The organism is Arthrobacter sp. MYb214, assembly GCF_002979865.1.
Taxonomy (GTDB): domain Bacteria; phylum Actinomycetota; class Actinomycetes; order Actinomycetales; family Micrococcaceae; genus Glutamicibacter.
This window is the reverse complement of the sequence record NZ_PCPZ01000005.1, coordinates 73,583-92,207: the sequence shown is the minus strand read 5'-3', so window position 1 is coordinate 92,207 and position 18,625 is coordinate 73,583. Positions and strand designations below refer to the sequence as shown.

Genomic DNA, 18,625 nt, shown 5'->3' with positions numbered 1-18,625 from the left:
GATCATCCTCCCACCGTAAACTGCGAAGTTGCCGAAGAGCCGAGAACCTTTTGCCATGGGCAGAACGCTAGGCACGCACCACCAGCAGTTCATCCCAGTCGGTGGTGTAGCGCTGCGAAATATGCTCTCGTTTCATCGACCATTCAGGGATTTTGGCCATCCCGGCATGCCCCAGGCCAATGGATTTAGCACCGAATCGAAGGGAGATATCCTGGACTACCGACGAGACGTTCTCTTGTTCCTCGGCAGCCGGATCGGGACTCTGGCCAAAGAGATCCAGCTGTTGCTCACCCGGAGAATCGCTGAGGCCGGAGAGGATCACTCCCCCGCGAACATAGTCCATTCCCGGTTTCATCAGATCCCGCATCGCGGCAATTGCCAGCTTGCTGAGCACGATGGGATCCCGCGTCGGACGCGGCAGGCGCACCTGGGCACTGGGGAATGAGGCTTCTCCCCGGGCGAAGCGGCTGGTGCCCGCGGTGACGGTAAGCAATGAAGCGTACAGGCCTTCGCGCGCCAAGCGGCCGGCAGCCTTCTGCGCATAGATGGACATGACTTCTTCCATCGCTTCATAGGTGCGCACCGGCGTGGAGAAGGAACGGGTGAACATGACCTGGCCGCGATCCGCGCGTTCCTCCACCGGACCGATGCAACGTTGCCCGTTGAGTTCGAAGACCGTGCGCTGTAAGACGACAGAAAACTTCTTGCGGATCGCCAATGGGTCCGCTGCTTGCAGGTCCGCGATGGATTCAATGCCCATGGCTGCCAGCTTGGCACCGGTTTTGCGGCCCACACCCCAGACATCGGTGACTGGAACCCGGTTCAGGATACTGCCCAGGACCTCGGGATCCATGAGCTGCTGGACGCAGACTCCGCCCAGTCCCGGATTGTGCTTGGCAATATGGTTGGACAGCTTCGCCAGGGTCTTGGTGGATGAGACACCCACGCAGACTGGCACCCCAATAGTCTTGTCAATGGCTGCACGGATCTGGGCCGCGGTGCTGCGCACCTGCTCCAGGTTGCCTTCCAGGCCGACGAAAGATTCATCGATGGAATACACCTCGTGCCAGGTCCCGAAGCGCCCGAGCAATTCCATGACCCGGGCAGAAATGTCCCCGTACAGTTCATAGTTGCTGGACCGCACCGCAAGGTTGTGGGAGTCCATATAGCGTTGGACCTTGAAGAAGGGTTCTCCAGTAGGAATGCCCAGATCCTTGGCTTCCTGGGAACGGGCCACCACGCAGCCGTCATTGTTCGACAGCACCACCACGGGACGATTGCGCAGCGAATAGTCGAAGGCCCGCTCGCAGGAGACGTAGAAATTGTTGACGTCCACCAGGGATACGTGGTCAGCGGACATGATGCAGGCACCTGGTAATGACGCCGAAGACGCTGACCTCATCGCCTTCGGCCAGTACCACGGGCAGGGGCGATTCATCGCTGAGCAGCCCAACCTCGTGGCCGTCAATCTGCCAGCGGCGCACCAGCATCTGCCCGTTGAGGTTGACGATGACCACAGAGCCGTGGCGCACTGCCAGCGATCGGTCCACGATCACTTCATCGCCGTCGAAGATACCAGCTGACCGCATGGCGTGGCCCGAGACGCGCATGATGAAGGTGGAGACACGATCACGGACCAGCAACCGGTTCAGGTCCAGTCCGCCGTCAAAATAATCGCGTGCTGGCGAGGGGAAACCCATCGCGGATACCGCTTGGACCGGCCCTTGGGTTGCTCCCGGAGGCATCAGCTCCTGTTCTTCAGCCACACCCCACCACTTTCTAGTACAAATATTCGAATACTTGAATTGTAGCGCGTTATCCAGCAACCTTCATGTTTCCGGCGAGCGCGCTAGTCCCGGGGCTCCGTGGCGGAGGTCCTCCCATGGACCCTGGCCTGCGCTTTCCAGCTGTACAGCGCGGCGGATAAAACGATAACCAGCAGCGTCGCGGCACCGGAGATCACGATAATTGCCCTGGCCGGGCCAATCAGCAATCCCGGGGTGCCGATGAGATAGCCCAATGCGACCATGATGTTGATGAGCATCCGCAGCTGCGCCCAAGCAGCGCCATGGCGGGCTTCCGGCACGTATTCGTAAATGGCTGTTCGCACTCCAGTATTGTGCAGTCCATTGCCCAACCCGCCGGCAAGGAACACCAAGGCCAGGCCAGCCGCGTTGGCCCAGAGCCCTTCCGTGAGGATCGCGGCGCCCACCAGCCCTCCGCCGAGCAGAATCGGCAAGGCGCTTCGGGTACCGAAGCGGCGATTGCCTCCCAGCAGGGAACCGAACACTGCACCTACGGACCAGGCACCGAGCAATACCGCATATCCAGTGTCGTTTTCGGTGATCTCTCGCAGGTAGAACACCCCCGAAACGCCTTCTGCTGCGGTAAACAGCACGATCGCCGCCACCGGGAGCAGCAAGATCGGCAATTGTGGATTGCGCGTCAGTGCAGCTCCACCGGGCGATACCGGTCCACCCTGATCCGGCTCGTTCGCTGCGTCTGTTCCTGTCCCGTTGGCGGCTTGCGAGCGGGACAGGAAGATGGCTGCCAGGGCCAGTGCCAGGAATCCTGCCGCCGCGTACCAAAGCACCGCGCCGATCCCCGATTTCGCGAAGACGAGTGAAGCTATCGCCGGCGCGATGATTCCCGCCAGGGACGTCGCTACGACAAGGAAGCTGCTGGCACGAGCAATGCTGAAGCCTCCGCGGATGCGCGGAATGATCTTGAAAATAACCGCTCCGTTTACCACCGCGCAAATACTGGCCACAGGCATCAAGGCGAGGCTCGCGAAGATATTGGAGGCAATGGCCATCACCGCGAAAATCGCCACATGCACGCACAGGTTCAGGATCCCCACCCGGAAAAGGGCTGACCCATCCACCCAACGCCCTATAGCCGGAGCGGCAAGGATCGGCGGAACTAGGCCGGCGAGGAACAACGCGGTTACGCCCCAGGACCCCAACTGATCAGCGGATTCCAGGGTCAAGGCAAAGACCGCCATGCCCTCGCCGAGCATGGAGAGCAATGCAACCACGCAGAACAGGACGCAACGCACCGAAGACTGCACCTGGCCCCCTTCCTCCGCGCGCATGCCACGCTGGCCTAAAGGTTCTAGTCTATGGGTAGGGGGATTCGCCTCCGAGGACATATCGCGCCAAAGGAGTCTCGTGAAAGTATTACTGGTCAGCTGCGGAGATGTCGCCACCGAGGCAGGACTGCGGCTCCAGCAGGAGGGCCATCACATCACCGGCTGGCGGCGCAACAGCCAGAAGCTGCCCGCAGGATTTAACGGCCACAGCGTAGACCTGCTCGATGCCGCCCAGTGGCCAAGCATCGATCCGCAGACCGAAATCGTCGTGCTCACTCCCGTACCGGCCACCCGCGATGCCGATGGCTACACGCGCGGCTATCTGCAGGTCGCCAAAGAACTGGCTTCCCGGCTGGCAACCCAATGCCCCAATCTTCGCCGGCTTATCTACATTTCCTCCACCGCAGTGATGGGCGGCGCCAACGGAGAACTCGTCGACGAATCGGCACCGCTTGCCCCAGGTAGCCCCACCGCGCAGGTCCTTGCGCACACCGAGGCAGCGCTCGCCGGCAGCGGCCTGCCGGTAACAATCCTGCGGGCGTCGGGAATCTACGGCCCGGGCCGCACCCGGCTCATCGATCATGTCACTGCCGGAGCCGCACAGATTCCCGCGGGCTCGCATTGGACCAACCGCATCCACCGCGATGATCTGGCCGCGGCCATCGTTCACGTTGCGGCGCTGGGAGAGCAAGCCGCTGGCCTCTACCTGGCCAGTGACAGCACCCCAGCCCAGCTAGGCGAGGTCTACCAGTTTTTGGCCAAGGAACTTGATTTGCCTGCGCCGGAAGAGGCAGGACAAGCCCCGGCTCGACGTGCTGCCGACCGCCGGCTCGATAATTCCAAGCTGCTAGCCAGCGGGCTTGAACTGCAGTATCCGGGATTTGCCGAAGGCTACCGCGCGATCCTTGCCGGGACATCAACCCGCCACGCCTAAAGCGCGTAAAAGACAGCCTTAAAGGAAAACCGGCTTGCAGCGCATCGCCATGATGCACCGCAAGCCGGTTGTTTTATTTCGTTCCGGGTGTGGACCGAAACGCCTAGAACCCCTTGCGCAAGGGGTTGAAGTGCCGGGCGATGCCTGGAACCTGCTGGCCAGCAATCTGGGCAGCCAGGATCTTGCCAGTCAGCGGTCCCAGCGCAACGCCCCACATGCCGTGGCCACCGCCAACCGACACGCGCGAGGATCCGGTCTGGCCAATGAGTGGCATGCCGTCCGCGGTGCATGGGCGTCCACCCACCCATTCTTCTTTGCGGTTCTCCCAGTTAATCCCCTGGTAGACCGGGGTCGCAGCGGCAACGATGGCCTCAATGCGCTTCGGCTCCAGCTTGTGGTTGGCGTCGCGGAATTCCATGGTGCCGGCGATGCGGAAGCGATCGCCCAGCGGGGTGCAGGCAACGCGCTGGGTCGGGAAGTAGATCGGGTGCGTTGGCATGTGTTCCGGCTCCACGGTGAACGAGTAGCCGCGGCCTGCCTGAACCACAACGTTCACACCGAACTTGCTGGCCATGTCGGTCATCCAAGCACCGGTAGCCAGCACCACGTGATCCGCGGTGATTGAACGGCCTTCGGAACCGATGACGGTGACCGAGCCGCCGTTGTCGCGCACATCGGTGACGTTGAAGGCTCCGATGATGTCGCCGCCGCGGGCGATGACGGATTCGGCCAGTGAATCCATGAACTTCGGCGGGTTGATGTAGCGCTGGTTCTTGATGGCTACGCCCGCAGCGACCTTATTGGACAGGGTCGGCTCGATGCCGCGCAACTCGTCGCCGGTGAGCAATTCGTAATCAACTTCGCCGCCGGTCTTCTCGATCATCTCGAATTCATGCAGCAGCGCATCGCGGTCGCTGAGCGAGGTGAAACCGGTCAAGAATGGATTTGCCGGCTTGGTCGGCTCCTGCACTCCCGGCCCTGCCGAAGTCGCCTGCGCGATTTCGTCGAAGGCATCCAAACCGGTCGCGCCGATTTCCGAGTAGACCCGCATGGCTTCTTCCCACTTCTTCGGGGTCGAGTGCCAGGCAAAACCGATCAGGAAGCGGAGCAACTTGGCATCGGCCTTCAGCGGAATGTACAGCGGGGATGCCGGGTCGAGCATCATCTTCAGGCCGTTCTTGAAAATTGCAGGCTCTGCGATGGGCAGGGTCAGCGCTGGGGTCAACCAGCCGGCGTTACCCCAAGAGGAACCGGACGCGACGCCGCCGCGATCCACGACGGTGACCTTAATGCCCGCTTCCTGCAGGTACCAAGCGGTCGACAGGCCAACAAAGCCAGCGCCTACAACAACGACATGATCTGGCACGCCTACTCCAGCCATGATCCACTCTCCTAGCATTTCGACGGCCTCTCCACACGAGCCCGCATGTCTTCACTGTCGCGCGATCCCCAGGGAAAATCAACGCGTCCTGACGATTCGACGGTGAGCGCCACCACACCGGCAGGAGGTTCGTGTTTCTTGCGGTAAATGATTGCCTATTCCGAACTTTCAACAAGTACTTCCTCCCGTACGGGCACTTTCCCCAGAGGCTGCATCACTATCGCCCATCGGGAACTTCGCCTCCAGCGCGTCCTGCGTAGACTGGAGAGAAGCGAATTACCAATCCCGCCGATCAGCCATTTCTAAGGAACTGCACCACACTCATGGCCTCACGTAAACCAGCCAAGAAGAAGCCTGCCCAGGGTCATCCAGCCCGCCGTTCCGGCGCCAGCAGCGTGCCTTTTGAATCTGAAGTGCGCCAAGCTCTTCAGCCATTCAAGTCCTCGCTCTTCCGCCACTTCCACGAAGAGGGCCAGGCAGCCAGCGAGACCCGCGCAGCGCTCGAAGGGCTCACTACCCTGCTGACCGTGCATGCCCAGTTGCGCCAGAGCGTTGACGTCAAAACCCTGGATCCGACGATTCTGGGTGAACAGCTGGGCCACTTGACGTCGCTGGGCAAGGAAGTTTCGGAAGCCAGCGCTGCGATCCTCAAGCATTACCTGACTTTCCTGGGCACGACCGCTAATTTCGGCGGAAGCGTGGATGACTTCAAGCAGACTTTCGAATTCCTCTCCCGCATGGCTGGCGATTCACCCATCGTGGCACCTTATCTCGAAGATGATGAGGCCAACGGCAGCCTCGAAGCGATGCCCTTCGTTTTTGCGGCTCGCGAGTTGATCAGCTGGGTTGGCGAAGGCAAGCCGACCACCCCAGCTGGCGTACTCACCGGCGATACGCTGCAGGATGCGGCCAGCGCGCTGGGCCTGTTCGTCAAGGTCGATGAATCCGCCGGCGTTCCAGAGGATGCCCAGTGGGAGCCGGAAGACGGCACTGCCGTTTCTTCGCTGGCCGACATTCCACGCCTATCGGCATACTGGGACGCCCTGATCGGCACGGCCATGCTGCGCTACCAGGAACCGAACGCAACCCCAACCGAGTCGCTCAGCGATGCGCTGCTGGCATCCAGCGGACAAGGCGCCCGCTTGGTCAAGGAGCTGATTGCAGAGGTTCTCTACTCGCACATCCTGATCAACACCTTGGAGCAGCCGGGCAAGGCGCAGATCGCCGAGATGGTGGCCGGCGTGTTGAGCAATGCCGCATCATCGACACCGCCACGTGCCGAGTTCGCGTTGCAAGTTCCGACCGAAGATGACCTTCCCGCCGAGCAGCATCACCTGATTGCCAGCCTTGAGGAGGTTGTCCCCCAGGTCGAGTCCCTGCTGCGCGTCTTTGAACGCGAAGGCCTTGTCGAGATTAATGACGAGATCACGATTCCTGTGGTCTTGCGCTCTTCACTGGAACGAGCGCTGGCCAAGGTCTCTGATCATGTTTTGAAAGACACCCAAGAGGCAGAGGCTTCCGAGGTTTAGACCACCAGCAACGGCAAAGGGTGCGAGAGCTAATTCGAGTTCTCGCACCCTTTGCCGTTGATTCATCGACTAGCCGATGCGCGTGGCCAGCTCGGCGTCGTGCCACGGCAGGCGATCGAACCATGGGCCCCGCTTGGTTCGCCGGCCTTCACGGCCAAAGAATCTGCGGTTGCTTCTGCGTTGATCGCAGCATCTGCCGTCTTGCTATCAAAGCCGCCCTTAGGCTCCACGGCCAGGCCTTATTGTTGCCAAACAACCGTATCTGCCTGGGTACTCATGCGCGCTCGCTTCCCAGACAGGAAATGCTCTCCATAGGCGCAACACCCCGCCACGCAGGCCCATTCCGACCTGAGGTGTGAGGCAGAACGCAGAAACACGGGCTGGGTTTAAGTTATAAAAGGTACGTTGCATTACTGACAGACAACGGCGTGCGATGGGGGCACAGCGCCGATGAAAGATCAGTCCGTTTACGCAATGCAACGTACCTTTTAATCACCCTCGGATCCTTAGTGATGCCACTCGCAAAACACCACCAAGTACCTTCCCGGTGATCGGTCTTCACCGATACATGTCTAACTTATCGCGTCCTGCGAAAATCCGAAATCATACTTTAGTAGGAGGGTAGGGGTCAGAACGGGATGCTTGCGCGCAGTGCCCAAACACCGTTTTCGGAACTGGTTGCAAACTTTCCACCAAATGCACGCATCCTGTCACCCATGCCAATCAGGCCTGTCCCGCCTTCGGGCAACCCACTCGCCTTCTTGTCGAAATTCCCCATCTGATTAGTAATTTCCAGGATACCCTCTGCCCCTTGGACCGTGAGTTCGAAGGTGCACTTCCCGCCCAAGGCACCGTGCTTTATCACATTTGTTGTACCTTCTTGCATGACCCGATAAATCGCAGTCTGTGCAGAACGGGGCAATTCGGAAATTTTCTCGTCAGTGGTGGAGCTCACCTCGAAATTTGCCTCTTTTAGCCTCTGAACGAAAAGTTCTGCACCCTGAAGCGCGTAAACAGTAGTAGCGGCCGGCTTATCAATGCCCTGGGACGAGGGATCTGCCATGGTCCCATCAGCCCTCAGGACATTGAGCATCAGGCGTAAATCGTGCAAAGTCTCAGTACTCAGTTTGGCGATGACATCCAGAGCTTCGAGGGCCTTCTGCCCATCGTTTGCGAATTTCGCGGCCTTCGACTGCATGGCCACGACCGTGATGTCATGCGCGACAATATCGTGCAGATCCCGGGCAATGTTCTTTCGCTCCCGGTCGACAGCAAGACGAGTCTGCTCTTTGACCGTATGCATTTGCCGAAGAGCGAGCTCGTTCTTCTCGCGCAGCAAGTAAATATTCCTCGTTAAGAAGAACGCCATCGCCGTCAACGGGGCAATCCCGACAAGCAGAACCGCGTCTTGCCCGGACTGGACGCCGAACTGCACCATCCACGCTGCGGACAAGGTTAGGAATAAGGCCCTAACACTCATGGCACTGGCCGTAGCTGCCAGCGCCGAAAAAATCATGAATGAAACGACAGTCCAGAAGAACAAGGCGCCGTCCGTGAGGAAGAAATAGGCAACTGCCACAAACAATCCGACGGATACGGCAACCCAGCGAAGACCAAGCGCAAGAATTGCGCACAGTCCAACGCCGAGCAACGCGCCTCGAACCGAAATATCCGACGAACCACTAAATCCGTCTTCCAGCAGAGTCACGAACTCGCTACTGGAAACCGCGATCAGAACCGCAATACCAGTCCAAACAATGACACCCCGACCAGCGAAGAGCTTGGTCAGGGTGTCCTTTAGTCGTCCATTCATATGCCGAATAATTCCCGGCTCAGATGATCAAGTCAAATAAACCGCGTTATGGGCAGGCGACGCCGTAGCGTTTGCAGAACCACTCCGAGAAGGCTGAGCCAAAGCCAGCAGGAGTAGCAACGTTGCCACTGCTGGAGGCTGGAGAGCTCGCGGCAGATGCAGGAGCTGCCACGGCGGTCAATGGTGCCAGAACTAATGCTGCTACGGCCAGCATTTTCAAACCCTTCATAACAAACTCCACATCAGATCAACTTATATACTTTCAGGTGAACAGGCCAACATGAGGCCACCCGCATCGAATCAGAGGAATCAGATGGAACAAATAAAGGTCCTTATTGTCGATGATGAACCTCTAATTCGGCATGCGTTGGGCACAATCCTAGCAACAGACCCCGGAATTGTAACGGTTAATTCTGTTGAAAATGGACAGGCCGCCGTCGAGTATTGCAGCGGCAATCAAGTGGACGTTGTGCTCATGGATTTGCAGATGCCGATAATGGACGGGGTTAGCGCTACTAAAGCAATCAAATCTGCCGAAGACAGCCCCTCAGTGCTTGCCATTACCGCCTTTTCTTCGGACGACTATCTGGTTCCGGTACTGACCGCTGGGGCCAGCGGATACTTGGTAAAAGACTCTGAACCAGATGAAATTATTCATGCGATCCATGCCGTTCACCAAGGAACTGCAGCCATTTCCCCGTCGGTTTCTTCTGATCTAGTTTCTGCGGTTCGCGAAGCTTACCGGGATAATTCCCAAGACATTCAAGAACTGGCCTATGACTTGGGAATTACCAATCGGGAATTCGAGATTCTAAAACTGCTCGCACGCGGGCTAAACAATACCGAGATTTCAAGAACTCTGACTATTTCCGAAACCACGGTTAAAACCCATATGGCGAAGATTTTCGTTAAGCTGAATGTTCGCGATCGGGTCCAGGCCCTGGTTGCGGCCGCGCGTATGGGCCTTATCGAAATCCCGAAAGACTAGCGCCTGCTTTCCAGCTATTAGTGTGAAGTCAACCTCTTTGACACCTTGCCCGGCTGGTTCGGGAATATCTGCGCGCCATATGCGTTGAACATGAGCATAGACCGCTCAAGTTTCTATTAGGAGGCTCACTTGCCAGCATTTTTCGGCGCACCGTCAGATGGCTCGTTTGAGGAATTCCTCTCTCGATTCCTGTCTTCACGTGCCCAGGCAGCACGTCCCATCGACCTCACGCGCCTGCTTTCCGCCCGCACCCACGAAGCGGTAGCCACCGCGGCAGCGATTTCCCAGGAGCATGGCCACGACGAGATTGATTCCCTGCACCTCCTGATGGCTCTGCTGCGCACCGAACCAGTCGGCGAGCACCTGACCGCCATGGGTATCGACATCGAGGCTTTGAGTGCAGATGCCATCGCGCGCATGCCCAAGTCCCAGGAGAAGGGCGAGAAACCATCCCACCTATCGTCGGCAGCTCAGCGCAGCCTCTTTGACGCCTATCAGGTTGCTCGTAACTACGGTTCGACCTACATCGATCCTGATCATCTTTTCCTGGCCTTCGTTTTCAACCCGGAATCTCCGGTCAGCCAGCTCCTGGCGCAGCACGGCATCACCAGCCAGTCCTTGCAGCAAGCCGCCATGGAGCAGGCCCAGCGTGGCCAAAACGATACCCAGAACCAGTCCGATTCCGAGTCCGACGTGTCCATGCTCGAACGCTACGGAACCGATCTGACCCTGCTGGCCTCCGACGGCCAGATTGATCCGGTGATCGGACGCAAGGAGGAACTGGATCAGGTTATTGAAATCCTGGCCCGTCGCACCAAGAACAACCCTGTGCTGATTGGCGAGGCCGGCGTGGGCAAGACCGCCATTGCCGAAGGCCTGGCCCGCGCCATCATCGATGACCAGGTACCAGCCCAACTGCGCAATGCGGCCTTGATCTCCATTGATCTTCCGGGCATGCTCGCCGGAACCCGCTACCGCGGAGATTTCGAGCAGCGGCTCACCGGCCTGCTCGACGAGGTAGCCGCAGCCGAAGGGCAGGTGCTGATATTCATCGATGAGATGCATCTGCTGGTCGGTGCAGGCTCTGGCGAGTCCGGCAATATGGACGCCGCAAATATCCTCAAGCCGCGTTTGGCGCGTGGCGAGCTGCACATGATCGGCGCCACTACGCTCGATGAGTTCCGCAAGGTGGAGAAGGACAGCGCGCTGGCTCGGCGCTTCGGCAAGGTTACTGTCGCCGAGCCGTCGGAGAAAACTGCACTGGCCATTTTGGACGGCCTGCGCGAATCCTACGAGGATCACCACCAGGTGCAGTACACCCCCGAAGCGCTCAAGGCCGCGGTGACGCTCTCTGCCCGCTACCTGAACGACCGCCAGCTTCCTGACAAGGCCATCGACTTGATCGATATCGCCGGTGCCCGGCGGTCCATCGCTGCCGGAGATGCCGAGGATGTGCAGTCCCTGCGTGCCGAATTGGTAGACGCCGAGCGTGAGAAGTCACGCGCTATCGGCGAGGAACGATTCGAAGAAGCTGGCGCATGGCGTGACCACATCGTGGAGATGACCGCGCGCATCAAGGCTGCTGAGGAGGCCGGCGATGCAGGGGTCACCCGGGTAGTGGATGAGAAGCAGATTTCGGAAGTGATCTCCCGATCCACCGGCATCCCCACCTCGCGCATCTCGGGAGATGACAAGGCACGCTTGGCTTCGCTGGAAGATTCCCTGCATGCTTCGGTCATCGGCCAGCACGATGCCGTTGCCGCTGTGGCACGCGCCGTGCGTCGCAACCGTACCGGAATGTCGCCAGCAGGTCGCCCCATCGGCTCGTTCCTTTTCCTGGGTCCCACCGGCGTCGGAAAGACCGAACTGGCCAAGGCCCTGGCTGCAAACCTCTTCGGTTCGGCTGAATCGCTGGTTCGAGTCGATATGAGCGAATACGGTGAGAAGCACACCGTGGCGCGCCTGATCGGAGCACCTCCGGGGTACATCGGCCATGACGAGCCCGGCCAGCTGACCGAGAAGATCCGCCGCAACCCGTATTCGGTCGTGCTGCTCGATGAAATCGAGAAGGCTCACCCGGACGTGTTCAACGTGCTGCTGCAGGTACTCGATGACGGCCGGTTGACCGACTCAGCCGGGCGCACTGTCGATTTCTCCAACACGCTGATCCTGATGACCAGCAACCTCGGCGGCGAGTACTTGGCCAACAAGGCCGGAAACTTCGGTTTCACCTCCGCCAATGCCACCAGTGAGGCTGGAGAAATCCGGGCCAAGGTCATGGGCAAGGTACGCGAGTTCATGCGCCCAGAGTTCCTGAACCGGCTGGACGAGGTACTGCTGTTCTCCAAGCTCTCGCAGTCCGAGATTGGCCAGATCGTCAAGCTGGTCATCGCCGAGACCGAAGCTCGCTTGGTGGACCAGGAGCTGAAGCTGGAGGTGAGCGACGCTGCCGTACAGTGGCTGGCAAACGAAGGCTACGACCCCGAGTTCGGTGCTCGCCCGCTGCGCCGGCTGGTACAGCGGAAGGTACAGGATGCCATTGCCGACCTGCTGATCAGTGATTCGCTTGCCGCTGGTGACACCGTTTCGGTGGACTACGCCGCTGGCATGCTGAAGGTGCAGAAGAAAGTCGAGATGCCGACTCCACCTGCTCACAACGAGCACGCGCCAAACTACTTCGATAGCTAGGCCGGCATAGCCCATAAAGGGGCTTGCTCGGTCGGGACTTCCGTCCCGGCCAAGCAAGCCCCTTTTCTTCACTTAGAAAGTGCGCTAGTCAGCGGCAGAAATGCAGTCAACCTCTAGCTAAGCAGGAAGACTCCCGGTACCTTTGACTGCATGGCGAACATTGGAATGATCACCCTTGATGCCCTTGACGAGAAAGCTGCCTCGGCTTGGTGGAGGGCTGTTCTGGGCGGGAAATATCTGGGCCAGTACCCGGGGTTCACCATGATCAGCGTCCCTGGCTTCAGCGCTCGGTTGGGGTTCCAAAAAGTTGATGAGATCACTGCCGGCAAGAACCGGGTTCATCTCGACTTGGAAGCAAGCACCAGCCGCGAGCAGGAAGTCACCCGTTGCATGGCTGCTGGCGCAACACGCGTTGAGGACCACACCGAAGATCCCACTTTTGGCTGGACCATTATGCGCGATCCTTACGGAATCGTCTTTTGCATTTCCGACCCACACGAGGACTGAGGACATGTCGCTGTTCGCCAGGAAATCATCGGAGGCTTCGACTCACCGGGTGCAGATCCATTTTGCCCAGCCGATGACCGAACGCCTGCGCAAAGATCATGAGGCGGGCCTGCTCGATACATTGTTGCCCAAATACAAGTCTTCCGGAATCATCATCAGCGCCAAGACCACATTGGACGCGGCTGAGGAGCCGATCTCCAGCGACATTAACCTTGAAGTGGCCACCCCCGAACCGAAGAAGCTGTTTTCCGAATTGCTCTCTTCGCTCATCGATGGAGGACTGGGGCATGGTTCCTGGCTGATTATTGATGGACAACGCACCGAAGTAGGCGGCAGCGAGTACGTTTTGCTTCGAACCAGGCTTGGGGCCGAATCGGAATCGGATCTGGAGCCAACAGTCAGGGCCCTGCAGCATGCATTGGGTGACGGCGAAATCGGATGGCATGAGGATGTCTACTACCGGCATGATGGCCCGGTGTTCGTTTACAACGGCGACTCCGCCCAAGCCATCATCCACACATTGGAAACAGAACTGGTGAAGCATCCGTTGCTGGGCAACGCAGAGATCCTTTCGGTTTCCCCGCAACAGTAAAAGGACTCGATGGAACTCTCCACCACTAAGGTGCCTTCCGAGGAACAAATACTCTCGCTCTACAACGCGGTGGGCTGGAGCGCCTATACAGACAACCCAGACGTACTATTCGAAGGCCTGAAGAATTCAGCATGCGTAATCTACGCCTACGACGTAGACCACCAGTTAATCGGCCTTGTGCGCGTGGTCTCGGATAATGCCACCATCTGCTACGTCCAGGACATCCTGGTGCGTCCATCTACGCATCGCACCGGCGTAGGCCGTGCTTTGTTCTCTGCCGTACTAGTGAAATATGAGCATGTGCGTCAGCTGGTCCTGATCACCGATGATGAACCCGGGCAACGTGCCTTCTACGAATCCATGGGGCTCACGGAAGCGTCGGATTTCCGTCCCGGTGCGATCCGGACCTTTGCCAAATTCTCGTAACAGCTCTCCCTTCGCTGCCTGGCCTGTATAGACTGACCATTCATCGATAATGAGGAGTTATTCTTGCGCACCCGTTCGGTCATTGCCCTGTCATCGTTGGCTTTGCTTCTAGCAGGGTGCAATGCAGCTCCCGAACAAGCAGCGCCAGCCGATTCGACGGCGGCTTCCGTCGCTGGCTCCACTCCGGCGGCACAGCCCGCGGCCGAAACCGGTGAACCCGGTGAAACCGCCCCCGAGCCTGGACCCGCGGAGTTGGACGCCAACGCCAATTCGGGACAGGCCTGGGCAGATTCCAAAATTGAGATGTGGAAAGAAAACTCTGGCATCAAGTCCACCAAAGGCTTCTTGTATCCCTACAACCTAATGACTTCTTGGGAATCTCCAGCACCTGGTGCCATCAATATCTTCTTGGATAACAGCATGAAGTTTGGAACCCAGATGCGGGAAAGCTACGAAACCAACGAGGATGAGCTGCGCATGATGGGCCGAATCATGTTCGAAAGCGTAGGCGAGGCCTCGCCGGAATTGGAATCTGTCACCTTCGCTACTGAAGACGGCAATAACTCAGGAACTTTCACCCGGGCTCGTACTGGTGCCGATCCCGAGGACCGCAAAGCCTGGGCCTCGGAAAAGTACACGCAGTGGCTGTCCGCCATGAACGATACCTACAAATCCCTATGCGGCGCTGAAATCACTGAGCTGGAAATCTACCGCACATGCCTGCCCGCTGACCCCCACGCCTACGTTGAGAAAGTCGAGTCGCCTGCGCTTGGCGAACTCGTCGTCACCCTCGCAGACGGTCCATGGATCGACGGCGAATACGACATGCCCGCATCGATCTTCGTCTCGGGAAATATGATGCTCAAGATCAACGAGCGTGCGGCAACCGGCGAAAAAGTTGAAAAGCTGACGGTACTGGCCAGAAATGGCGATGACACCGATACGGCACTCCGCAAGGACTGGGAAATGTAGTTCATTTCCTTTCATGATCAGTTGATGGGCCCTCAGCCCCTAGGGTGGTACCTATGACCCAAGAACTCTCCATTCCATACGAAGACCTGGAACTCAGCGCGCTCTGGGACCGAGCAAAGGCGGCGAAGGCCGTCATCGTGCTCGCACACGGTTCAGGTGCTGGAAAGGATCATGACTTCATGGCCGGCTTTGCGCTAGCCGCTGCGAATCTGGGTGCCAGCGTCCTGCGTTTTAATTTCCCCTACATGGATGCTGGAAAGAAGTTTCCCGACAAAGCGCCAGCGGCGGTCGCAGTGTGGCACCAGGTCCGCCGTTGGGTTGAAGAACACTTGGCTGAAGGCCTGCCAATCTTCACGGCAGGAAAGTCCTTTGGCGGGCGCATCGCTTCCCTGTCAGTTGCCGAGGGCATGCCCTCGGCAGGGTTGATCTTCCTGGGGTACCCGTTGCACGCGCCTAAGAAGGAAGAGAAGCTACGCGATGAGCATCTCTACCCGATTGCGGTGCCGATGCTTTTCCTCGAAGGCACCCGAGATCCCTTTGCCAACCCCGAAAAGATGGAAGAAGTCGCCAGCAAGCTGAACGAGCACAGCGAACTTTCCTGGTTCGAAGGTGGCAACCATTCCTTCAAGGTAGCCCGCTCCGGCCGCACCGTTGCCCAGGATGGCGCGTGGCTGGCGGAAACTGCTCTTGCCTTCATCTCCAAGCACATCGCATAGTCCAACGGTCCTAGTCCACCTGCTTTTCCAGGAATCGGTAGACCTCGGTTTCATCTACTCCGGGAAAGGCTCCGGTTGGCATGGCCGCCAGCAAGTGGGTATTGGCGCGCGTAGCCGGCCACGCATTGCCGAACCACTGGCTGGATAGGTCAGCAGGTGGACGGCGGCAGCAGTTCTCGTCCGGGCAGGTGGATTGGCAGCGCTCCTTGGTATCCCGCCCGCGGAACCACTTCACATGCTCAAAAGGCACGCCAATGGACAAGGAATACAGTCCCGAGGAATGGCGCTCGGTGCGCGCCGTGCACCAGAAGGTCCCATTGACGGTATCGGTGTACTGCTCGAAGGAACGGAACTTATCCATCTGCTCGAAGACCACGCGACTTGTCCAATACCGGCAAATGGTTTGTCCTTCAATGGCACCGGTGTGATCGGCTGGAAAGTTCACTCGGTCATTCTCATAAGCCTTGTGCAAGATGCCCGATTCGTGGACCTTCTGGAAGTGGCAGGTCATCCCCAGATGCTCGGTGGCAAGGTTGGTGAACCGGTGGGCTGCGGACTCATAGGACACGGCGAAAGCATCGCGCAGATCCTCGATGGCCAACTCACGGTTGTTCTTAGCTCGCCGCAAGTAGTCCACCGTGGACTTTTCCGGCATCATCAACGCCGCGGCAAAGTAGTTGGTCGCGACCCTCTGCGAGAGGAAATCGAAATAATCGGTTGGAGTCCTATGACCCAATACGTGATGCCCTAGCGCCTGCAGCAACACCGAACGAGGATCATGTTCCGAGCGGTTCGCCTGCGTCAGATAGATACGCTTGTTCTTCTGGTCAGTCACCGAACGCGTGGAATGCGGAAGATTGCCCACAAAGCGCAGGCTGAATCCCAGATGCTCGGCGATATCTGCTGCACGATGATGCGAGAGCGGCCCTGAATCGTGGCCAACTGCAGAGAGGACTTTGGCGGCTTCCTGCTCGATATCCTTGTAGTAGTTGTTGCGTTGGCGCATCTCATGGCGCAACGCGGTATTGGCCCGACGGGCTTCTTCAGGGGTCGCGGCCTGCTCGTTCAGGCGGCGTTCCAATTCATGCTGCAGTCCCACCAGGGATTCCAGGACGTCCATGGGCAGACGCGTGCCAACACGAACGGTAGGCAATCCCAAGGACTCGTACAGTGGACCGCGTTGGGCACGTTCCAATTCGATCTCCAAAGCAGCACGGCGCGATGGCGGTTCGGTGCCCAGCAGATCGTCGACGCCAACCCCCATGGCTCCAGCCAGGGACTTAAGCAGCGATAGCTTCGGTTCGCGCTTGCCGTTTTCAATCAGCGACAACTGGCTCGGCGCGGTGTCAACGAGCGCCGAGACATCATCCAAGGTCAGTTGCTTGCCCTTGCGCAGAAAGCGGATTCTGCGGCCGAGAGCAATGGCGTCGAGTTCTGTATCTTCGCTGCCAGCGCCATTGCCGGCTGAGTTCACTGAGCGATTCCATGTGGTTGCAGTCACATGACAAGGTTATGCCAAGGATCGTGAAAATTTCTAGATCTTCCGGATTCAACCCGTAATTCAATCGCCCAGCAGTGACGCGGAAGCAAATATTCACGGTTCTTTCCTTGCTTCCCCGGCGAGCTACTCTCAACAAATGCACAGCCTTTCTGCGGAATCTTCAGCGAAGCGCAAACGTTGAAACTACAAAGAGATCCAGCAAGGAGCACCATGCACGCAGTCTCCACCCGCCCCCTACCGGCCCCGCGCCATGCCCACGATCCACCCCGGACTTTGGTCATCGTCGGCACCGATGGCGCAGGCAAAAGCACCACTATTGAAGCTTTAGTACAGCAGCTGCGCAACGATCGCATTCAGGCTCGTAGGCTCGCAAACGTCGCCGCGCGGAGCTGGCTTACCAAATTCTCTCGCGCCCTGGGAATGACGTTCCCGACTTTCACCCAGGATTTCTTCGAAACTTCCATTCGCAGCTTCAATGTTGCCCGCAATATGCTTTTCGCGGCCCGCTCTCCCGGACTCAGCGTGATGGACCGGCACCTGTATTGCCAATTAGTGCTGCGGCGCTTACGTGGCCATCCTCCGGGACTGCTTCTCCCCTGGCTTGCGGCGAAAAGTACCGAGCACGCGAGAATTGTCCTGCTCGACATCGACCCCATCCTTGCCTTTGAGCGGATCAATTCCCGTGGCAAAGACGACGAAAGCATGGAGTATCTCAGGGACAGTCGAAATGAGTATCTGCGTCTTGCGCAAGTGCACGGTTGGATAACTCTTGATGCCTCGCTGCCCACATCCCAGCTAGTTGAACAACTTCGCTTGGTCATCGGCAAGTAGACTCGTCCCATGAGCGAAGCACAAGCATCTTTTGCACCGGGTTCCATTCTCGAATTGGCGCAAAGCACCAAGAAGCAATGGGAGCTAGGGCAGGTCCGGCTCATTGCGAGCGGCATTCTGGCGCAGGACGGAACGTTGTGGTCCAGCGAACTGCGGGAATCAACCTGGCAACTGTCGATTCGCTCTATCGAGAAATCTGCAGCCTTCACTCCGTCGCCTTCGGCTCAAGTCTTCACGTTGATCGCCGGCGATTTCGTGCAGCTGGATGTAGACGGGCAAGAGCACGGATTGGAACCGCTGCGCCCGTTGAAATTCGAAACGAGAAATTCTGTCCAGGCGAGCCAGCCCGCCGAAGAACTGCTCATCGTGCACGTGGCCGCCATTCCAGAGCAGGTACGACCCACCGTTCGCATTGTCGAGCTGTCCAAAAAGCGCGAGCAATACCTCTTTGATGGGCAACTGGGCCTTTTGGTCCAGGGCTCCGCCAAGCTCTTGCTCGGCGACAGCGAACAGTCGCTGAACCTGCGTGACACCGTCGTTGGCTCTGACGCCGGTGAACCACGCATCTCCGGCCGCGGTTTCATGGCTGTGGTTTCTTTCGACCAGCCCTAGCCCGTTCCGGCTCAATCAGCCATTATCGCAAGATCCATAAATCT

General features: G+C 58.6%; 17 protein-coding genes. 11 read left to right on the top strand and 6 right to left on the bottom strand.

Going from position 1 to position 18,625, the window contains the following annotated elements; genetic code table 11:
- Positions 1 to 67: 67 nt before the first annotated feature.
- From CQ012_RS13225 to CQ012_RS13215, 3 genes are all read right to left on the bottom strand, one after another.
- The gene (locus tag CQ012_RS13225) at positions 68 to 1,360 is read right to left on the bottom strand and encodes a Y-family DNA polymerase (protein ID WP_105662424.1); all 1,293 of its coding nucleotides are present in this window, start codon (positions 1,358 to 1,360) and stop codon (positions 68 to 70) included.
- The gene (locus tag CQ012_RS13220) at positions 1,350 to 1,766 is read right to left on the bottom strand and encodes a LexA family protein (RefSeq protein ID WP_105658603.1); all 417 of its coding nucleotides are present in this window, start codon (positions 1,764 to 1,766) and stop codon (positions 1,350 to 1,352) included. The genes CQ012_RS13225 and CQ012_RS13220 overlap by 11 nt, the downstream gene beginning before the upstream one ends.
- A gap of 83 nt (positions 1,767 to 1,849) precedes the next feature.
- Positions 1,850 to 3,094 carry an MFS transporter gene (locus tag CQ012_RS13215; RefSeq protein ID WP_181149080.1) on the bottom strand — a complete coding sequence of 415 codons (1,245 nt, stop codon included), beginning with the start codon at positions 3,092 to 3,094 and terminating at the stop codon, positions 1,850 to 1,852.
- A 76-nt stretch (positions 3,095 to 3,170) separates the two neighbouring features.
- Here CQ012_RS13215 and CQ012_RS13210 point away from each other — a divergent pair, with 76 nt between their 5' ends.
- Positions 3,171 to 4,025, top strand: coding sequence for an NAD-dependent epimerase/dehydratase family protein (locus CQ012_RS13210; RefSeq protein WP_181149079.1), 855 nt, complete (start codon positions 3,171 to 3,173; stop codon positions 4,023 to 4,025).
- Positions 4,026 to 4,128: 103 nt separating this feature from the next.
- Here CQ012_RS13210 and CQ012_RS13205 read toward each other — a convergent pair whose 3' ends face one another.
- Positions 4,129 to 5,406, bottom strand: coding sequence for an NAD(P)/FAD-dependent oxidoreductase (locus CQ012_RS13205; RefSeq protein WP_105662422.1), 1,278 nt, complete (start codon positions 5,404 to 5,406; stop codon positions 4,129 to 4,131).
- A 323-nt stretch (positions 5,407 to 5,729) separates the two neighbouring features.
- Between CQ012_RS13205 and CQ012_RS13200 the strand changes: the two genes are divergently transcribed.
- The gene (locus CQ012_RS13200) at positions 5,730 to 6,935 is read left to right on the top strand and encodes a hypothetical protein (RefSeq protein ID WP_105662421.1); all 1,206 of its coding nucleotides are present in this window, start codon (positions 5,730 to 5,732) and stop codon (positions 6,933 to 6,935) included.
- A 628-nt stretch (positions 6,936 to 7,563) separates the two neighbouring features.
- Here the strand turns inward: CQ012_RS13200 and CQ012_RS13195 are convergent.
- The gene (locus CQ012_RS13195) at positions 7,564 to 8,748 is read right to left on the bottom strand and encodes a sensor histidine kinase (protein WP_105662420.1); all 1,185 of its coding nucleotides are present in this window, start codon (positions 8,746 to 8,748) and stop codon (positions 7,564 to 7,566) included.
- Positions 8,749 to 9,061: 313 nt separating this feature from the next.
- Between CQ012_RS13195 and CQ012_RS13185 the strand changes: the two genes are divergently transcribed.
- The 7 genes from CQ012_RS13185 (at position 9,062) to CQ012_RS13155 (ending at position 15,637) form a co-directional block, all read left to right on the top strand.
- Entirely contained in the window at positions 9,062 to 9,736 is a 675-nt protein-coding gene (locus CQ012_RS13185) for a response regulator (RefSeq protein ID WP_105658609.1), read from the top strand.
- A gap of 129 nt (positions 9,737 to 9,865) precedes the next feature.
- The gene (locus CQ012_RS13180) at positions 9,866 to 12,424 is read left to right on the top strand and encodes an ATP-dependent Clp protease ATP-binding subunit (protein WP_105662418.1); all 2,559 of its coding nucleotides are present in this window, start codon (positions 9,866 to 9,868) and stop codon (positions 12,422 to 12,424) included.
- A gap of 150 nt (positions 12,425 to 12,574) precedes the next feature.
- Entirely contained in the window at positions 12,575 to 12,931 is a 357-nt protein-coding gene (locus CQ012_RS13175; RefSeq protein ID WP_105658611.1) for a VOC family protein, read from the top strand.
- 4 nt (positions 12,932 to 12,935) lie between these two features.
- Positions 12,936 to 13,523, top strand: coding sequence for a hypothetical protein (locus tag CQ012_RS13170; protein ID WP_146112965.1), 588 nt, complete (start codon positions 12,936 to 12,938; stop codon positions 13,521 to 13,523).
- Between the two features lie 9 nt (positions 13,524 to 13,532).
- On the top strand, positions 13,533 to 13,949 hold the full coding sequence (locus CQ012_RS13165) for a GNAT family N-acetyltransferase (protein WP_105658613.1): 417 nt from the start codon (positions 13,533 to 13,535) through the stop codon (positions 13,947 to 13,949).
- 252 nt (positions 13,950 to 14,201) lie between these two features.
- Positions 14,202 to 14,921 (top strand): hypothetical protein, encoded by a 720-nt coding sequence (locus CQ012_RS13160; RefSeq protein ID WP_286134682.1) that lies wholly within the window; start codon positions 14,202 to 14,204, stop codon positions 14,919 to 14,921.
- 53 nt (positions 14,922 to 14,974) lie between these two features.
- A complete protein-coding gene (locus tag CQ012_RS13155) occupies positions 14,975 to 15,637 on the top strand; it encodes an alpha/beta hydrolase family protein (protein WP_105658615.1) in 663 nt (220 codons plus the stop codon).
- A gap of 10 nt (positions 15,638 to 15,647) precedes the next feature.
- Here CQ012_RS13155 and CQ012_RS13150 read toward each other — a convergent pair whose 3' ends face one another.
- Positions 15,648 to 17,111: a helix-turn-helix transcriptional regulator gene (locus tag CQ012_RS13150; protein WP_181148926.1), complete on the bottom strand. Its 1,464-nt coding sequence runs from the start codon at positions 17,109 to 17,111 to the stop codon at positions 15,648 to 15,650.
- A 237-nt stretch (positions 17,112 to 17,348) separates the two neighbouring features.
- On the opposite strand from CQ012_RS13150, the gene CQ012_RS13145 reads away from it, so the two are divergent.
- Together CQ012_RS13145 and CQ012_RS13140 are read left to right on the top strand one after the other, a co-directional pair.
- Positions 17,349 to 17,969, top strand: a complete 621-nt coding sequence (locus CQ012_RS13145) for a nucleoside/nucleotide kinase family protein (protein ID WP_105662415.1) — start codon at positions 17,349 to 17,351, stop codon at positions 17,967 to 17,969.
- Positions 17,970 to 17,978: 9 nt separating this feature from the next.
- Complete coding sequence (locus tag CQ012_RS13140; protein ID WP_105662414.1) at positions 17,979 to 18,581, top strand: HutD family protein; 603 nt, start codon at positions 17,979 to 17,981, stop codon at positions 18,579 to 18,581.
- Positions 18,582 to 18,625: the final 44 nt, after the last annotated feature.